The organism is Thioclava sp. GXIMD2076, assembly GCF_037949795.1.
Lineage (GTDB): Bacteria > Pseudomonadota > Alphaproteobacteria > Rhodobacterales > Rhodobacteraceae > Thioclava > Thioclava kandeliae.
This window is the reverse complement of the sequence record NZ_CP149932.1, coordinates 2,643,056-2,658,682: the sequence shown is the minus strand read 5'-3', so window position 1 is coordinate 2,658,682 and position 15,627 is coordinate 2,643,056. Positions and strand designations below refer to the sequence as shown.

Below are 15,627 nucleotides of genomic sequence, written 5' to 3'. Positions count from 1 at the left end.
CCGGCCGCAAATTATGCGACGGTTTCACTATGGCGAAACCGGCCACGGTGGAAAGACTAGAATTATGTTACGTTCCGGCGAGGGTTTTCGCACGCTGGATGAAATGTTCTGCCGCCACGGAATGGCCGGCATCGCGGCGATAGACCAGAACGGACTGATCGACGGCTCCGGTGCGCAGATCGAGCGGGCGGGTGGTAATCCGGCGTTCGGCAATATCGGGCGGGCTGAGCGGGCTTGCGGCGCGCAGCGAATATCCCTGACCCTGTGCCACGGCATTGAGGATCTGCACCTCGTCGGGAAATTCCTCGACAAGATTCGGCTCGACCCCTTCTGCGCGCAGGATATTGGGAAAGAGATCGCGGGCCGGTGGCAGCGAGAGGCCGATCATCGGCGCGTCCTCCAGATCCTGCGGCGTGAGGCGCTCGAAGGCCGTCAGGGGATGATCCTTGGGAAGAAGGACCCATGCCGAGAGCTGCACCAGAGGCACGCGCGCCAGCGTCTCGGGGAGATTGGCGTCATGGACCAATGCCACCTCGATGCGCCCCTCGGCCAGCGCCTGCAGAAGCCGCGGCTGATCTCCGCGCAAAAGCCGCGGCGTGATCTCGTGCAGCCCGCGCAGGATCTCGGGCAGAAGCCAGCCTGCGAAAGAGGGGATCGCTCCGATCCAGAGCGGTGTTCTGGTGATGTTCTCCTGTTCATTCATGACCGGATCGCCAGTGAGCGGGCGGATGAATTCCGCATCCCGCCCGTAGACCTGTTTGACAGTGTTCAACGGCAGCCCCAACTCGCCCAAAAACGGCTTTTCCTGCGATACGAACCCGACCTGTCCCGCAAGCGGTGTGCGATCCTGCGCGCGTTTCTCTGAATGGGTCGCGGCAGAGCGGCTAGCGAGAAGTGCGGCCTGTATCAGCGCGGGCTGCAGGCTGTCCGTCATGGCGCGGGCGGGCTGGGCCACTTGTTGCGAGACATTCTGGCCAAGGTTCTGCGCGGCATTCTGGGCCGCGTTCTGCGCCGCATTTGCAGATGCTTGCGGCTGGACCAATGCGGGCTGGTTGGTGGGGGTGGGCAGGCTCTGCTGCGTCGTTGTGCTGGAATTCGTGGTTGCGCTGGCCGTCGTGCCGCTGGTGGCGGTTTTGGCGAGCTGGGTTGCGGCATCCTTGACGGCTTCGCTGACCTGTTGGGCGGCATTGGCCTGCGTGCCTGTTTTGCCGATTTCCTGCAAGAGCTTGCCGAATTGCGCCGATTGCGTGCCAGCCTTCACGCCGGTCTGGGCGGCCAGCCGCAACAGGCTCGCCAGCCCGTCCGCCGTGAGGCGCGGGGGAATCATCGGGCATTCCCCGATGATGCAGGGCGTGGCGCTGGGCGGTGCCGCATGGCATCCCCTCCGAGGTTACACTCCCTTTCAGGCTATCCGCAAAAGGGTTGATAATTCCCTTACGCCGTAAAGATTGCAAAAGGCCCCGCCGGAGGGCGGGGCCTTCGAGCCGTGTCAGGGGGATTACAGCGTGCCTTCGCGCTGTTTGATCATCATGAAGGTGTCGTAGTTGTATTCGGCCAGCTGGGCCCAGAGATAGGCGTCCTTCTTGAAGGCGGCCTGGCTCTCATAGACCTTCTTGAAGTTCTCGTTGGAGCCGTTGAGCTCGGTATAGACATCCTGCGCGGCCTTGAAGCAGGCGTTGAGAACCTCGGCCGAGAACGGACGCAACTGCGCGCCCTGACCGATCAGCGATTTCAGCGCCGCCGGGTTCTTGTGATCGTAGGAGGCCAGCACATCGGCATTGGCAGCCTGACAGGCGACCTTGATCGCGTCCTTGTAGGATTCGGGCAGCGCGTCATATTTTTCTTTGTTGAAGAAGGAATGCAGCACGGCCCCACCTTCCCACCACCCCGGATAGTAATAATAGGGCGCCACTTTTACGAAGCCGAGCTTCTCGTCATCATAGGGACCGACCCATTCGGTCGCGTCGATCGTGCCTTTCTCGAGGGCTGCATAGATATCGCCACCCGCGATCTGCTGCGGCACGACGCCGAGCTTCTCCATGACCTTGCCGGCAAAGCCGCCCAGGCGCATCTTCAGCCCGTTGAGATCCTCGACCGAGTTGATCTCCTTGCGGAACCACCCGCCCATCTGGGCGCCGGTATTGCCGGTGGGGAAGGCCACCGTGTTATAATTGGCATAGAATTCGTTCATCAGATCGATGCCGCCGCCATAATACATCCACGCATTCTGCTGGCGGGCATTGAGGTTGAACGGCACGGCAGTGCCGAGCGCGAAGGTCGGATCCTTGCCCCAGAAATAATAGGAACAGGTATGGCAGGCCTCGACGGTGCCGTTGGAGACGGCATCGACCGCCTGAAGGCCGCCCACGATCTCGCCTGCGGCGAAGACCTGGATCTTGAATTTGCCATCGGTGATCTGCTCGACATATTTCGCCATGGTCGCACCGCCGCCATAGATGGTGTCGAGCGATTTCGGGAAGGACGAGGTCAAACGCCAGTTGAGTTCGGGGGTTTCCTGCGCGATGGCCGGAGCTGCAAGCGAGGCACCGGCTGCGGCCATGCCGCCCAAAGCACCTTTGCGAATAAACGAACGACGATCCATGTTTCCTCCCAATCGTCAGAAAATCTTTCGGCGATAACTCCTCTTATCGCCTCGTTTGGATATATTGCCTTACCAATTCGACTTGTAAAGAACTTCCTCCTTTCAAGCTTGCGCTTTCTGGCTGTCTCGCGCAAGAAAAAACCCGAGCCATCGGCCCGGGTTCTTTTCTGCTTGGTTTATAAGCGGATGCTCTGGCTCAGAGCGCGCCCTGACGTTGCTGGACCATCATGAACGTGTCGTAATTATACTCGGCGACCTGCGTCCACAGATAGTATTCCTTCTCGAAAGCAACCATCGAGTCATACATCTTCTTGAAGGTCGGGTTGGTTTCCGAGATCTCGGCATAGACGGCCTTGGAGGTCTCGAAGCAGGCCTGCAGGATCTCTTGGCTGAACGGACGCAGCTGGGCGCCTTCTGCCAGGAGGGTGCGCAGCGCCTTCGAGTTTTCGTAGTCATAGGTCTCGAGCATATTGGCATTCACGCTCTGGCAAACGGTCTGCAGAAGCGATTTATATTGCTCGGGCAGGGCGTCATAGGCGGGTTTGTTGAACAGGAAGTGCACCATCGCGCCACCTTCCCACCAGCCGGGATAGTAGTAATAGGGCGCGACCTTCACGAAGCCCAGCTTCTGGTCGTCATAGGGGCCGACGAATTCGGTCGCGTCGATGGTGCCTTTCTCGAGGGCGGCATAGATGTCACCGCCCGACAGCTGCTGCGGCACGACGCCCAGACGCTCGAGCATCTTGCCCGCAAATCCGCCGACGCGGAATTTGAGGCCCTTGAGGTCATCGACGGTATTGATTTCCTTGCGGAACCAGCCGCCCATCTGCGCACCGGTATTGCCCCCCGGGAAGCCGATCAGGCCCTTGTCCGAAAGGAACTCGTTGAACATGTCATTGCCGCCACCCATGCGCATCCATGCGTTCATGCCGCGCGCCGACAGGCCGAAGGGAAGCGCGGTCGGGATCGCCCAGACCGGGTCTTTGCCCCAGTTGTAATAGGTCGGGAAATGCGCGACCTCGACGGTGCCGGCGGCTGCCGCATCTGCCGATTGCAGGCCGCCCACGATTTCACCCGCCGAGAAGGACTGGATCTGGAACGCGCCATCGCTGGCCTCGGCCACGCGTTTACCAAGCTCCTGGCTGTTGCCATAGAGTGCGGGCAGGGAGTTCGGGAAGGCCGAAGCCAGACGCCATGTGATCTGCGGCTTTTCCTGCGCGATGGCAGGGGCGGCAATGGCGGATGCGGTCGCGCCAATCGCGGCCGAGGAAAGGAAGGAGCGGCGGTCCATGATGATCGTGTCCTGAGCGTTTTACTAAGTCTTGCGGGCGCATTCCTGTCAGGCCGCAAGGGATCTGTAAAGCTTTTATACAAGGGCACAGGCCGCAAAAGGCCGGTTTCGGCCCATCGGGCGCGGGATGGGAAGGGCTAGCCCTCGGACGTAATCAGGCTTATTTTGGCGGAGCGTTATTTCTTGGTTGTGTCCGGCAGGTTGATCTGTGCGACCTGCTCGGCGATCGGATCGACCGAGAGCGGGTGGATCTGGTCCTCATGCTCCTGCGGATCCCCGATATCGATCCACTTGCCGCCCTTGAAGATTTCGAGAGCCCCAAATTTTGCCTTGTAGCCCATCTTGCGCGAGCCGGGCACCCAATAGCCCAGATAGACGTAAGGAAGCCCCGCCTTCAGCGCGATATCCACATGATCAAGGATCAGATAGGTGCCGAGGCTGTTTTTCTGTAGCATCGGATCATAGAAGGAATAGACCATCGACAGCCCATCATCGAGCACATCGGTCAGACAGACGGCCATCAGATCGCGGGTCGAGCCCGGACGGTCGGCGGATTCGCGATATTCGATCACGCGCGATTTGATGGGCGTTTCCTCGATCATCGCGGCGAATTCGAAAATATCCATATCGGCCATGCCGCCATCGGCGTGACGGCTGTCGAGATAGCGCCGGAAGAGGGCGAATTGCTCCTCGGTGGCCCAGGGACTGGTCGCGTTACGCTTGAGCCAGTCGTTCTTTTTCAGCACGCGTTTCTGGGTGCGGGTGGGGACGAAATCGGCCACACGGATACGCGCCGACAGGCAGGCTGTGCATTCGGCGCAGGAGGGACGGTAAAGCACGTTCTGCGAGCGCCGGAAGCCCTGCCGCGAGAGCGCGTTGTTCAGCTTTTCCGCTCCCTCACCCTGAAGGGCGGTGAACAGCTTACGCTCGGCCCGCCCGTCCAGATAGGGACAGGGCTGCGGAGCGGTCACATAGAACTGCGGTGCAAGCGGGAGGGAATGACGCATGAAACTCGCGGCGGTTTTGAATTATTACCCTAAGGTAGCAAGCTTGCGCCCATGCGCCAAGGCCCCTGAACGAGGTTGTGACGGCGAAAAAGCAAACTCCCGACGTTTTGACGCCGGGAGTTGTTAAATTCGCCTTAAGCTTGGGCGGAATGGAGTTGTATCTTACTTAGCGTCACCTTTTTCGGCATGTGCTGGATCGAGCGCGGCGTCGTTTGGTGCATCGCTCTCGCTAGCCGCACGGGCGCGCTCGTCCATATACTGGTCGAATTCGGCTTTGTCGCGGGCGTCACGCAGGCGCTTGAGGAAGGCCTCGAAGTCATTCTGCTCGCGTTCGAGGCGGGCAATGGTGTCGGCTTTGTAATTGTCGAAGGCGGCATTCCCCGAGGGGCGCGACATATGCACGCCATAACCTGCAAATCGCTCGCCTCCGAAACGGCGCGCCTCGGTCCTGCGGCGGCAGCCCTTTCCGAACCGTCCGGTGAACAGGATGAAACCCAGCACCAGAAGGCCGAACGGGCCGGTGAAGATGAAGGCCGCGACCATCAACGCGATCCAGGAGATCGGCCCGTTCTCGTCCATCCATGCGACAGCACGGCGGATCGGTCCGAGGCGAGGGGCGGCAGAGGCATCGAGATAGGACATCGGGATTTGGCTCCTGAAAGCGGGTTGGGATCATGTGAATGCTTTTCACATGAACAGAGGTAAGAGACCTCCACCCGCCGTTCAAGTCCTCATGTAAATCTTTTTTACATACCCTTTCGGTTGAGGGACTATTCGGTGAAAAAACCGGTTTGCGCCTGTGTGGCCTGCACCAGATCGGCAGGCGTGATCCGGAACAGATGGCGCGGAGTGCCGGCTGCTGCCCAGACCGTCTCGAACTCGGAGAGGCGCGGATCGAGATAGGCTCGGACCGGCGTCAGATGCCCCACGGGCGAGACACCGCCAATGGCAAAACCCGTGACCTCCCGCACCTTGGTGGCATCGGCGCGCGCCAGCGCCTGTCCGGCCAGACCGGTGGCGCGGGTCTGGTCCACGCGGTTGCCGCCCGCCGTCAGAAACAGCAGGATCTCGCCCGTCTCGGCCCCCTCGAAGATGATGGATTTCGCGATCTGGTCGATCTCGCAGCCGACCGCCTCTGCCGCGTCCTGCGCGGTGCGGGCATTCTCGGTCTCGATGATCTCGATCTCGAGGCCCGCGGTCTCGAGGGCGGCTTTCACGCGTTTCAGGGATTTGCTCATGGGATATCCTTTCCTTGTGCCCTTGGTTGCACTGCAGGGCCGGAAAGGGAAGCCTCTAGCGCGTCTTGCGCCGTCCGCCGCTGGAGCGTGCATGGAATGTGGGCGGGCGCCTGACGATCCAGTTCAGGAAGGGCGCCATCGCAGGATGGGCACGCAGCGCCTCGGGCGTGTTCAGATCGCGCGCCAGTTCGGTCTCGCTGAAAGTCTTGTGAATCTCGTTATGGCAGATCTGGTGTAGCAGAACAGTCGGGCCGTTCTTGCCGCCGCGCAGCTTGGGAACCAAATGGTGCAGACTTTGGCGCGCCTCGCGTGGTATAGGTCGCAGACAGAGGGGGCAGATCGGGTCGTCTTGGCGCATCGGAGGCCCTCACAGGAAATATTAACCGGATAGGGTAATTGGCGGCGCCTGCCCGTCAAATATCCGCTAAGCTGTTATTGACCCTTGAGGGTTGCCAAGCCACTGTCGAGCCATGAGTTTTACATCCAGATTAACCCGTCTTCCCATCGTTGTGGATCAGGAGCGTGCCGATACGGTTGTCGCGCTCTATCAGGGGCTTCCGCCCGAGGTTATGGCATTGGTCGAGGGGGTGTCGGGGACAAGCCCCTTCCTTGCCACGCTTCTCGAACGCGAGCGCGACTGGCTCGGGCCCTATCTGGAGCGCAATCCCGAGGATGCGATCCGTGCCGAGTTCGACCGTCTGCCGGAGGTGGCGCCGCCCGAGATGGGCGTCGAGCTGCGCCGCGCCAAACGTCGGGTGGCACTGATCATCGCACTGGCCGATCTGGGGGGGATCTGGGGGCTCGAGGAGGTGACGCGCACGCTCTCGGCCTTTGCCGATCTGGCGGTGGATCTGGCGCTGAAATCGCTTCTGTCCGAGGAAATCCGGCGTGGCAAGCTGCCCGGTGTGTCGCCCGACAGGCTGGAGACGGCCTGCGGGATGGTGGCGCTGGCGATGGGCAAGATGGGGGCGGGAGAGCTGAATTATTCCTCCGATATCGATCTGATCTGCCTTTTCGACCAGACCCAGTTCGACCCCGACGATATCCTCGAGATCCGCGCGGGGCTCGTGCGGGTCACGCGCAAGATGGCGAAGATGCTCACCGATATCACCTCCGATGGCTATGTCTTCCGCACCGATCTGCGGCTGCGCCCCGATGCGGGGGCGACGCCGGTCTGCCTGTCGATGGCGTCGGCCGAGCTGTATTACGCCGCCGAAGGCCGGACATGGGAACGCGCGGCCCATATCAAGGCACGTCCCTCGGCAGGCGATCTGGCGGCGGGGGCTGCATATCTGGAGCGTCTCTCGCCCTTCATCTGGCGCAGGCATCTGGACTTCGCCACCATTCAGGACACGCATGACATGCGGCTGAAGATCCGCGACCATAAGGGGCTGAACGGGCCACTCAAGGTCGAGGGGCATAATCTCAAGCTCGGTGTCGGCGGTATCCGCGAGATCGAGTTCTTCACCCAGACCCGCCAGCTGATCGCGGGCGGGCGCGACCCCGACCTGCGCGACCCCACAACGGTGGGCGGGCTGGCGGCATTGGCGCAGAAAGGCTGGATCCCGCGGGAGGTGGCCGCCAGGCTGACGGTGCATTACCGCGCCCATCGCGAGATCGAGCACCGGTTGCAGATGGTCAATGACACCCAGACCCAGATCCTGCCGCAAAGCCCCGAAGGGATCGCACGGATCGCCGCGATGATGGGCGAGGGTGACCCTGTGCGCTGGATGACGCAGTTGAAAGAGCGGCTCGAAGAGGTGGAGACGCTGACAAGCGATTTCTTCGCGCCTACACAGGAAGCAAGCCCGCGCCCTGCGCTCTCGGAGCGCGCCGAGCAGACGGTCTCGCGCTGGACTTCCTATCCCTGCCTGCGTTCGGCGCGGGCGCGTGGCATTTTCGCTCGGATCGAGCCGGAGATCCTGCGCAAGCTGCAGAGGGCCGCCGATTTCGAGGAGGCGCTGGGCCAGTTCGATACGTTCCTGCGGGGCCTGCCGGCGGGGGTGCAGCTCTTCTCGCTTTTCGAGGCCAATCCGCAGCTGATCGATCTTCTGGTCGATATCTGCGGCACCTCGCCGATGCTGGCCAATTATCTCTCGCAGAATCCTGGTGTTCTGGATGCGGTGATCGGCGGCAGTTTCTTCGAGGCCTGGCCCGGCATCGCACGGCTGGAGGCGGATCTGGACGCCACCCTGGCACGGGCCAGCGATTACGAGAATGCCCTCGATCAGGCGCGGCGCTGGGCCAAGGAGTGGCGCTTCCATGTCGGGGTGCACCATCTGCGCGGTCTTATTGAGGCCTCCGAAGCGTCGAAATATTTCGCCGACATCGCAGGTGTGGCGATCGAGCGGCTCTGGCCTGTGGTGTGCGATGAATTTGCCCGCAAATACGGCCCGCAGCCCGGGCGTGGGGCCTGTGTGATGTCGATGGGATCGCTGGGGGCAGAACGGCTGACGGCGGCCTCCGATCTGGATCTGATCGTGATCTATGATGCGGCGGGGGTCGAGATGTCGGAGGGACCCAAACCCCTGCCATCGCGCCAGTATTTCGCCCGTTTGACGCAGGCGCTGATCACCGCCGTCTCGGCGCAGCTGCCGCAGGGACGGCTATACGAGGTCGATATGCGGCTGCGCCCGTCGGGGCGGTCCGGGCCGGTGGCAACCTCGCTCGAGGCGTTCACCACCTACCAGATGGAAGAGGCCTGGGTCTGGGAGCATCTCGCGCTCACGCGGGCACGGCCCATCACGGGCGATCCCTCGCTCGCGGCAGATCTGGAATACCAGCGCCGCGAGGTGCTGCGGGCGCGGGGCCGCGATGCGCGGGTGATCCCCGATCTCAGGGAGATGCGGGCGCGGATCTTTGCGGCCAAACCCAGCGACGATCCGTGGGAGGTCAAGACCGGTCCGGGGCGGCTGCAGGATATCGAGCTGTTCGCGCAGAGCCTCGCCTTGCGGGCCGGTGCGCCGGCGCGGCGCGTCGAGCTGCAGCTGCGGGCAGGCGCGCGCGAAGGGATGATCAGCCGGGAGCAGGAGGCGCGTCTGGCCTCGATTTATCGCAGCCTGTGGCAGCTGCAATCGGTCAAGCGCCTCCTGAGCGAGACAGGGTTCAATATCGATACGATCGGTGAGGGCGGCCGGGCCTTCCTTCTGCGCGAGACAAGCCAACCCGATATTAAGACTTTGCAGGCTATGGTTGCATCACTGACAAGAGAGGCCGCGATGATTTTAGACCTTGTGCTGGGCGCCTGATGGGGCGTGCCGTATTACCGCTCGGGCGTGTCGATCCGCGCGCCTATATCCGGACCGCCTTCGAGAGCGGGGCGATCGAGGCGGAAACCTGCCGGAGGCTGATTCTGGAATGGGCGTTACGCTTGCCGCAGGATGTGCAACCGACCGAAGCGGCGCGGGTGCTTCTGGCCGAATATCACGGGCATGATGCGCATCCGATGTATCAGCTGTTGCTGAAGGTGCTGGCCGATCCCGTGGCCCCGGCGCAGGCGGCCCAGAGCGAGGAGCCGCCCCAGCATAAGGATCCGTAGGGCAGTGAAGGGCCCGGTGGGGTAACAAGGCCGCGTCGGTGTGACGCGGCCTTTTTCGGTTGGTCTTCTGGGGCGGGGGCTCAGGCGCGCAGCGCTGCGGCTTCGCGGGCCAGCGTCTCGATCCCCGCCCAGTCGCCCGATTGCACCAGCTTGTCGGGGGCAACCCAGGATCCGCCACAGCAGATCACGTTTTTCAGCGCCAGATAGTCGCGGGCATTGCCCATATTGATGCCGCCGGTGGGGCAGAAGCTCATCTGCGGTAGCGGGCCGCCGAAGTTTTTCAGCGCCGGCGCGCCACCATTGGTTTCGGCGGGGAAGAACTTCACCATGTCATAGCCGAGTTCCAGAAGCTTCATGACATCCGAGGGGGTCGCCGTGCCGGGCAGGAGCGGCAGCCCCTCATCGGCGCAGGCCTTGAGGAGAGTGTCGGTGATCCCGGGGCTCACCCCGAATTTGGCGCCTGCCGCCTTTGCGGCCTTCACATCGGCGGGCGTCAGAAGCGTGCCTGCGCCGACCACGCCACCCTCCACATCGGCCATCGCACGGATCGCCTCCAGCGCGCAATCCGAGCGCAGGGTGACCTCCAGCGCGGGAAGCCCGCCCTTGACGAGCGCCTTGGCCAGAGGCACCGCATGGGCGACCTCCTTGACGACGATCACGGGGACGATGGGGGCCAGTTCGCAAATCTTGCGGGAGGCGGCGGATTGTTCTGCGGGGGTCATGTGAGACTCCTTTCGTGATGATCAGACGACAACGGCTGCGCCGCTGGTCGAAGGCCCGACCTGATTGCGGAAGGCCTCGAACAGCTCGCGCCCGAGACCGACATGATTTGCCGAAAGATCCTCGACCACGGCCTCGCGCGTGTCCAGATCCGCCGAGAGGCAGGTCAGTTCGCCTTTGGGTGCATCGAGCCGGACGATATCGCCATCGCGCAGCTTGGCCAGCGGCCCACCATTGGCGGCTTCGGGCGAGACATGGATCGCGGCGGGCACCTTGCCCGAGGCACCCGACATCCGGCCATCGGTCACCAGCGCGACCTTCAGCCCGCGCTGTTGCAGGACGGACAACACCGGCGTCAGCGAATGCAGCTCGGGCATGCCATTGGCCTTGGGCCCCTGGAAGCGCACGACAACGATCGTATCTTCGGTGAATTCGCCACGGGTGAAAGCGTCCTTGACCTCGGACTGGTCCTTGAAGATACGCGCCTTGGCCTCGACCACGCGATGCTCCTCGGCCACCGCCGAGATCTTGATCACGCCACGGCCCAGATTGCCATTGAGCTGCTTGAGGCCACCGGTTTTGGCAAAGCCCGAAGAGGCGGGGCGCAGGATCTTGTCGTTAAGGCTTTCCTCCGCGCCGTCCTCCCATGTCAGCTTTCCGTCGATTAGCTTGGGCTCCTGCGCATAGCGCGCCATGCCATCGCCCGCGACGGTCTTGGCGTCGCCATGCATCAGCCCCTCTTTCAGCAGCTCGCGGATCATGAACTGCAGGCCGCCCGCCGCGTGGAAATGGTTCACATCGGCCAGACCGTTGGGATAGACCTTGGCCATCAGCGGCACGACATCCGAGATATCGTCGAAATCCTCGAGATCGAGCGCGATGCCTGCGGCCTTGGCCATTGCGGGAAGGTGCAGCACGAGGTTGGTGGAGCCACCGGTGGCCATCAGCCCCACCAGACCGTTCACAAAGGCCCGTTCGTCAAGGATTTCGCCCGCGGGGCGATAATCATTCCCCAGTGCGGTGATCTCGGCGGCGCGTTTTGCGCCCGCAATGGTCAGCGCCTCGCGCAGGGGCGTGTTGGGATTGACGAAGCTCGCGCCCGGCAGGTGCAACCCCATGAACTCCATAAGCATCTGGTTGGTATTGGCGGTGCCGTAGAAGGTGCAGGTGCCCGGACCGTGATAGGAGGCCATCTCGGCCTTCATCAGTTCCTCGCGGCCCACTTCGCCGGTGGCATAGAGGTTGCGGATACGCGATTTCTCGTCATTGGGCAGGCCGGAGGTCATTGGCCCTGCGGGCAGGAAAATCGCCGGAATATGGCCGAAGGTTGCAGCCGCCATTATGAGACCGGGCACGATCTTGTCACAGACACCCAGATAGATCGCGGCATCGAAGGTGTTGTGCGAGAGTGCCACACCCGAGGCGAGCGCGATCACATCACGGGAAAAGAGCGACAGCTCCATCCCCGGCTGGCCCTGGGTCACACCGTCGCACATGGCGGGCACACCGCCTGCGACCTGCGCCGTGGCACCGGCTTCGGCGGCAGCTTTCTTGATCAGCTGCGGGAAGGTCTCGTAGGGCTGGTGGGCCGAGAGCATATCGTTATAGGCAGTGACGATACCGATATTGGGGGCGCGTCCGGCGGCCAGTGCTTCCTTGGCATCGCCCATCGCCGCATAGGCATGGGCCTGATTGCCGCAGGTTAGATGGGCGCGGGCAACACCTTTGGAGGCGGCCTCGCCAATGCGGGCAAGATAGTCGTCGCGCATACCCTTCGACCGTTCGCGGATCCGGTCGGTGACACGGGCGATGGTGGAGTTCAACGGGGTGGCTGTATCAGTCATGATGGGCTTTCCTGATCAATTGACACGCGCAGCCCGAGGCGATGAAAATGACTCGGGCACCGTGCTTGCGACGACTTTAGTCGGTTAGCGCTAACAGTGCAACCGACGGGTATATGTCCGATATTTGGACTCTTGCGGCCCTTTGGCAAGGCGATCCCCGTCGTCAGGGGCTTTGCAAGGGGGGCACTTGGCGCTAGGAGGGGCCCAACACCGCTATTCCGCGCCTGTCCGAGGAGACTTCCCATGTCCACCGATCTGCCCGTCGTCCGTCTGCGCCCCAAAGGGGAGGCACGCGCCATCCGTCATGGTTTCCCGTGGGTCTATGAGGACGAGCTGGTGCTGGACCGCCGCACCAAGGCGATCGCGCCCGGCACCTTCGCCATATTGGAGGATGACGCGCGTCGTCCGCTGGCGCTGGTGACGGTGAATCCCAAATCCAAGATCATCTGCCGTGTGATGGACCGCAACGCCGAAGCCGTCATCGACCGTGCGTGGCTGGTGGAAAAGATCGCCCGCGCAGCCCAGATGCGCGACCGTCTGTTTGGCGCGCCCTTCTACCGTCTGATCCATGCCGAGGCCGATGGCCTTCCGGGCGTGATCATCGACCGCTTCGGTGATGTGGCGGTGATCCAGCCCAATGCGGCATGGGCGGAAGCCATGATCGGAGATCTCTCCGCCGCGCTGGTCGAGGTGACGGGCGTGGGAACTGTTATCAAGAACGGTTCGGGCCGTGCTCGTAACCTCGAAGGGCTGGCCGAAGAGATGGTCACGCTGCAAGGGGGGATCGATGCGCCGGTGCCGGTGCAGATGAATGGCGCGGTCTATATGGCCGATATCATGGGCGGGCAGAAGACGGGTCTCTTCTATGACCAGCGTCCAAACCATGCCTTCACCGCGCAGCTCTCCAAAGATGCGCGTGTTCTCGATGTGTTCTCGCATGTGGGTGGGTTTGCATTGGCCGCTCTGGCCAATGGTGCGGCCTCGGCGCTGTCGGTCGATGGCTCGGCTTCGGCGCTGGATCTTGCCGAACAAGGTGCCAAGGCCATGGGGATGGGGGATAGGTTCTCCACCCGTAAGGGCGATGCCTTTGTCACGCTCGAAGCTCTGGCGGCAGAAGGGGCGGAATATGACGTGGTCATCTGTGACCCGCCCGCCTTTGCGCCCGCAAAGCCCGCGCTTCAGGCCGGTCTGCGCGCCTATGAGCGGATCGCGCGTCTGGCGGCCCCTCTGGTGGCCAAGGGCGGCTATCTGGTGCTGTGCTCGTGCTCGCATGCCGCCGATCTCTCAAGCTTCCGTGGTGCATCGACCCGCGGGATCGGCAAGGCAGGGCGTTCGAGCCAGTTGCTCCATACGGGCTTTGCGGGGGCTGACCACCCGATGCTGCCGCAACTTGCGGAAAGCGGCTATCTGAAATCGCTTTTCTTCCGGCTTGACTGATGAAGCTGGTTCTTGATGCCTGTGTTCTCTACCCGACCGTGTTGCGGGAGATCCTGATCGGGGTTGCGGCCAAGGGGCTTTACCAGCCCCTCTGGTCGGAACGATTGCTGGAGGAATGGGCACGCGCAGCCGCCCGCCGCAACGAAGCTGACGAGGTAATCGCCCGTGGAGAGGTCGCGATGCTCAAGGCGCGCTTCCCGCAGGCGATGATTGCCCGTCACGAGGGGTTGGAGAACCGTCTGCATCTGCCGGATGAGAACGACATCCATGTTCTGGCCACGGCGATTGCCGGACATGCCGATGCGATTGTCACGATGAATGCCGCCGATTTCCCGCGCGGGGTGCTGCAATCCGAGGGGCTCGACCGCCGGAGCCCCGATGATGTGCTCTGGGCGCTTTGGTCGGATCATCCGGAGAAGGTGGCCCAGGTGGTGGAGGCCGTGCGCCAAGAGGCCGAGCGTTTGTCGGGCCAGCCCCAACCGATGCGCGCGCTTCTCAAACGCATCCGGCTTTCGCGTCTGGGGCGCGCCCTTGAAACCAAGTGAGCCGCTTGACGGCTTGCATTTCCTGAGATAGCTCATGATAACCGGAGCGGATCAGCCGTGATCGCACATCTCCGGTCGTAAGCGTTTAACGTCAACCAACGCACCTTCTTCCCGCTCGGTCGGGGAGGGTGCTGGCATGACCAAACGCCCCTCCTGCCGATGTGGACAACATCGGAGTGAGTATATGTCTGACAGACTGTCCGAAACCATCAGTGACCCGCCCTATGATGACCGCAAGGGCACGCAGCTTCTGCTGGTCCTCAGTGCCATCCTGTTCTTCGCCTATATCTGTGTCGCGATGCCGCTGCCGGTGGTCTCGGTCCATGTCGTGCAGGCGCTGGGCCTGAGCAATGCCTGGGGCGGGCTGGCCGCCGGTATGGCCTTTATCACCACCATCTTCAGTCGCGCATGGGCGGGCGGGGTTGGGGACCGGATCGGCGCCAAACCTGCCATGGCGCGCGGGCTGTGGTTCTATCTTTTGGGCGCCATTATCTGTATCGTGGCGGGTTTCCTCACCGCGCAGCCATGGCTGGCGCTGGGCGTGTTGCTACTGGGACGCGCGGTGGTGGGCATAGGCGAGAGCTATGTCTCGGTCAGCATGGTCTCATGGGGGATCGGGCTTGTGGGCACGCATCGCTCGGGCAGGGTGATCGCCTTCATGGGCGCTGCGATCTATGGCGCGCTCGGGGTCGGGGCGCCGCTGGGGCTGGGCCTCTATCATCTGGGAGGCTTCAGCCTCGTGATGTGTCTCAGCGCAGTGCTGCCCGCGCTCAGCCTGATTGCCATCGTCAAACTGCCCGCCGTGGCTCCACATGCCTCAACCTTGCGGCGCTCGTTCCTGAATGTCATCGGCACGATCTGGAAACATGGGTTTGTGATCATGGCGCAGGGCATCGGCTTTGCAGCGATCGGGGCGTTCTTCTCGCTCTATTTCATCGCGCAGGGCTGGCAGGGAGCCGGGCTCGGTCTCTCGGCCTTTGGCGCGGGCTTCGTGCTGGTGCGGATGCTGTTCGGCCACTTGCCTGACCGGATCGGTGGGCTGCCGGTGGCGATGGTGTCCCTGATGGTCGAAGTGGTGGGGCAACTTCTGATCTGGGGCGCACCGATGCCGACGCTGGTGCTCTTGGGGGCGTTCATGACGGGGCTCGGGTGTTCGATGATCTACCCGTCGATGGGGCGCGAGGTGGTGGCGCTGGTGGCGCCGCAGCAACGCGGCATGGCTCTGGGCGGATTTGCGGCCTTTCAGGATCTGGCCTACGGGTTGACGGGGCCGCTGGCGGGGATTCTGGCCGACCGTGCGGGCTATGGCCCGATCTTCCTGATTGGCGCCTGTGCCGCGGGTGCAGGACTGGTGATGGTGCTCTGGCTGAAGCGTGCAGCCAGTCTTTCCATCCAGAAAGCCTGA

Annotated in this window: 14 protein-coding genes; 5 read left to right on the top strand and 9 right to left on the bottom strand. The window is 62.8% G+C overall.

Going from position 1 to position 15,627, the window contains the following annotated elements:
* Positions 1–67: 67 nt before the first annotated feature.
* The 7 genes from WDB91_RS13165 to WDB91_RS13135 form a co-directional block, all read right to left on the bottom strand.
* Complete coding sequence (locus WDB91_RS13165; protein ID WP_339112998.1) at positions 68–1,327, bottom strand: LysR substrate-binding domain-containing protein; 1,260 nt, start codon at positions 1,325–1,327, stop codon at positions 68–70.
* Positions 1,328–1,498: 171 nt separating this feature from the next.
* A complete protein-coding gene (locus WDB91_RS13160; RefSeq protein ID WP_339112997.1) occupies positions 1,499–2,602 on the bottom strand; it encodes a TRAP transporter substrate-binding protein in 1,104 nt (367 codons plus the stop codon).
* A gap of 196 nt (positions 2,603–2,798) precedes the next feature.
* A complete protein-coding gene (locus WDB91_RS13155; RefSeq protein ID WP_339112996.1) occupies positions 2,799–3,893 on the bottom strand; it encodes a TRAP transporter substrate-binding protein in 1,095 nt (364 codons plus the stop codon).
* A gap of 176 nt (positions 3,894–4,069) precedes the next feature.
* Positions 4,070–4,900, bottom strand: coding sequence for an arginyltransferase (locus tag WDB91_RS13150; RefSeq protein WP_339112995.1), 831 nt, complete (start codon positions 4,898–4,900; stop codon positions 4,070–4,072).
* Positions 4,901–5,062: 162 nt separating this feature from the next.
* Entirely contained in the window at positions 5,063–5,542 is a 480-nt protein-coding gene (locus WDB91_RS13145) for a DUF2852 domain-containing protein (RefSeq protein ID WP_339112994.1), read from the bottom strand.
* 128 nt (positions 5,543–5,670) lie between these two features.
* A complete protein-coding gene (locus WDB91_RS13140; protein WP_339112993.1) occupies positions 5,671–6,138 on the bottom strand; it encodes a YbaK/EbsC family protein in 468 nt (155 codons plus the stop codon).
* A 55-nt stretch (positions 6,139–6,193) separates the two neighbouring features.
* Positions 6,194–6,496: an HNH endonuclease gene (locus WDB91_RS13135; RefSeq protein ID WP_339112992.1), complete on the bottom strand. Its 303-nt coding sequence runs from the start codon at positions 6,494–6,496 to the stop codon at positions 6,194–6,196.
* A 112-nt stretch (positions 6,497–6,608) separates the two neighbouring features.
* On the opposite strand from WDB91_RS13135, the gene WDB91_RS13130 reads away from it, so the two are divergent.
* Together WDB91_RS13130 and WDB91_RS13125 are read left to right on the top strand one after the other, a co-directional pair.
* On the top strand, positions 6,609–9,386 hold the full coding sequence (locus tag WDB91_RS13130; RefSeq protein ID WP_339112991.1) for a glutamine-synthetase adenylyltransferase: 2,778 nt from the start codon (positions 6,609–6,611) through the stop codon (positions 9,384–9,386).
* Positions 9,386–9,676, top strand: a complete 291-nt coding sequence (locus tag WDB91_RS13125) for a hypothetical protein (protein ID WP_339112990.1) — start codon at positions 9,386–9,388, stop codon at positions 9,674–9,676. Before WDB91_RS13130 ends, WDB91_RS13125 begins: the two co-directional genes overlap by 1 nt.
* Before the next feature lie 80 nt (positions 9,677–9,756).
* Here WDB91_RS13125 and eda read toward each other — a convergent pair whose 3' ends face one another.
* Both eda and edd read right to left on the bottom strand, forming a co-directional pair.
* Complete coding sequence (eda, locus tag WDB91_RS13120) at positions 9,757–10,398, bottom strand: bifunctional 4-hydroxy-2-oxoglutarate aldolase/2-dehydro-3-deoxy-phosphogluconate aldolase (RefSeq protein ID WP_339112989.1); 642 nt, start codon at positions 10,396–10,398, stop codon at positions 9,757–9,759.
* A 21-nt stretch (positions 10,399–10,419) separates the two neighbouring features.
* A complete protein-coding gene (gene edd / locus WDB91_RS13115; RefSeq protein ID WP_339112988.1) occupies positions 10,420–12,240 on the bottom strand; it encodes a phosphogluconate dehydratase in 1,821 nt (606 codons plus the stop codon).
* Positions 12,241–12,483: 243 nt separating this feature from the next.
* On the opposite strand from edd, the gene WDB91_RS13110 reads away from it, so the two are divergent.
* The 3 genes from WDB91_RS13110 (at position 12,484) to WDB91_RS13100 (ending at position 15,627) form a co-directional block, all read left to right on the top strand.
* Positions 12,484–13,677: a class I SAM-dependent rRNA methyltransferase gene (locus tag WDB91_RS13110; protein WP_339112987.1), complete on the top strand. Its 1,194-nt coding sequence runs from the start codon at positions 12,484–12,486 to the stop codon at positions 13,675–13,677.
* A complete protein-coding gene (locus WDB91_RS13105; protein WP_339112986.1) occupies positions 13,677–14,222 on the top strand; it encodes a PIN domain-containing protein in 546 nt (181 codons plus the stop codon). Before WDB91_RS13110 ends, WDB91_RS13105 begins: the two co-directional genes overlap by 1 nt.
* Positions 14,223–14,406: 184 nt before the next feature.
* The gene (locus tag WDB91_RS13100) at positions 14,407–15,627 is read left to right on the top strand and encodes an MFS transporter (RefSeq protein WP_339112985.1); all 1,221 of its coding nucleotides are present in this window, start codon (positions 14,407–14,409) and stop codon (positions 15,625–15,627) included.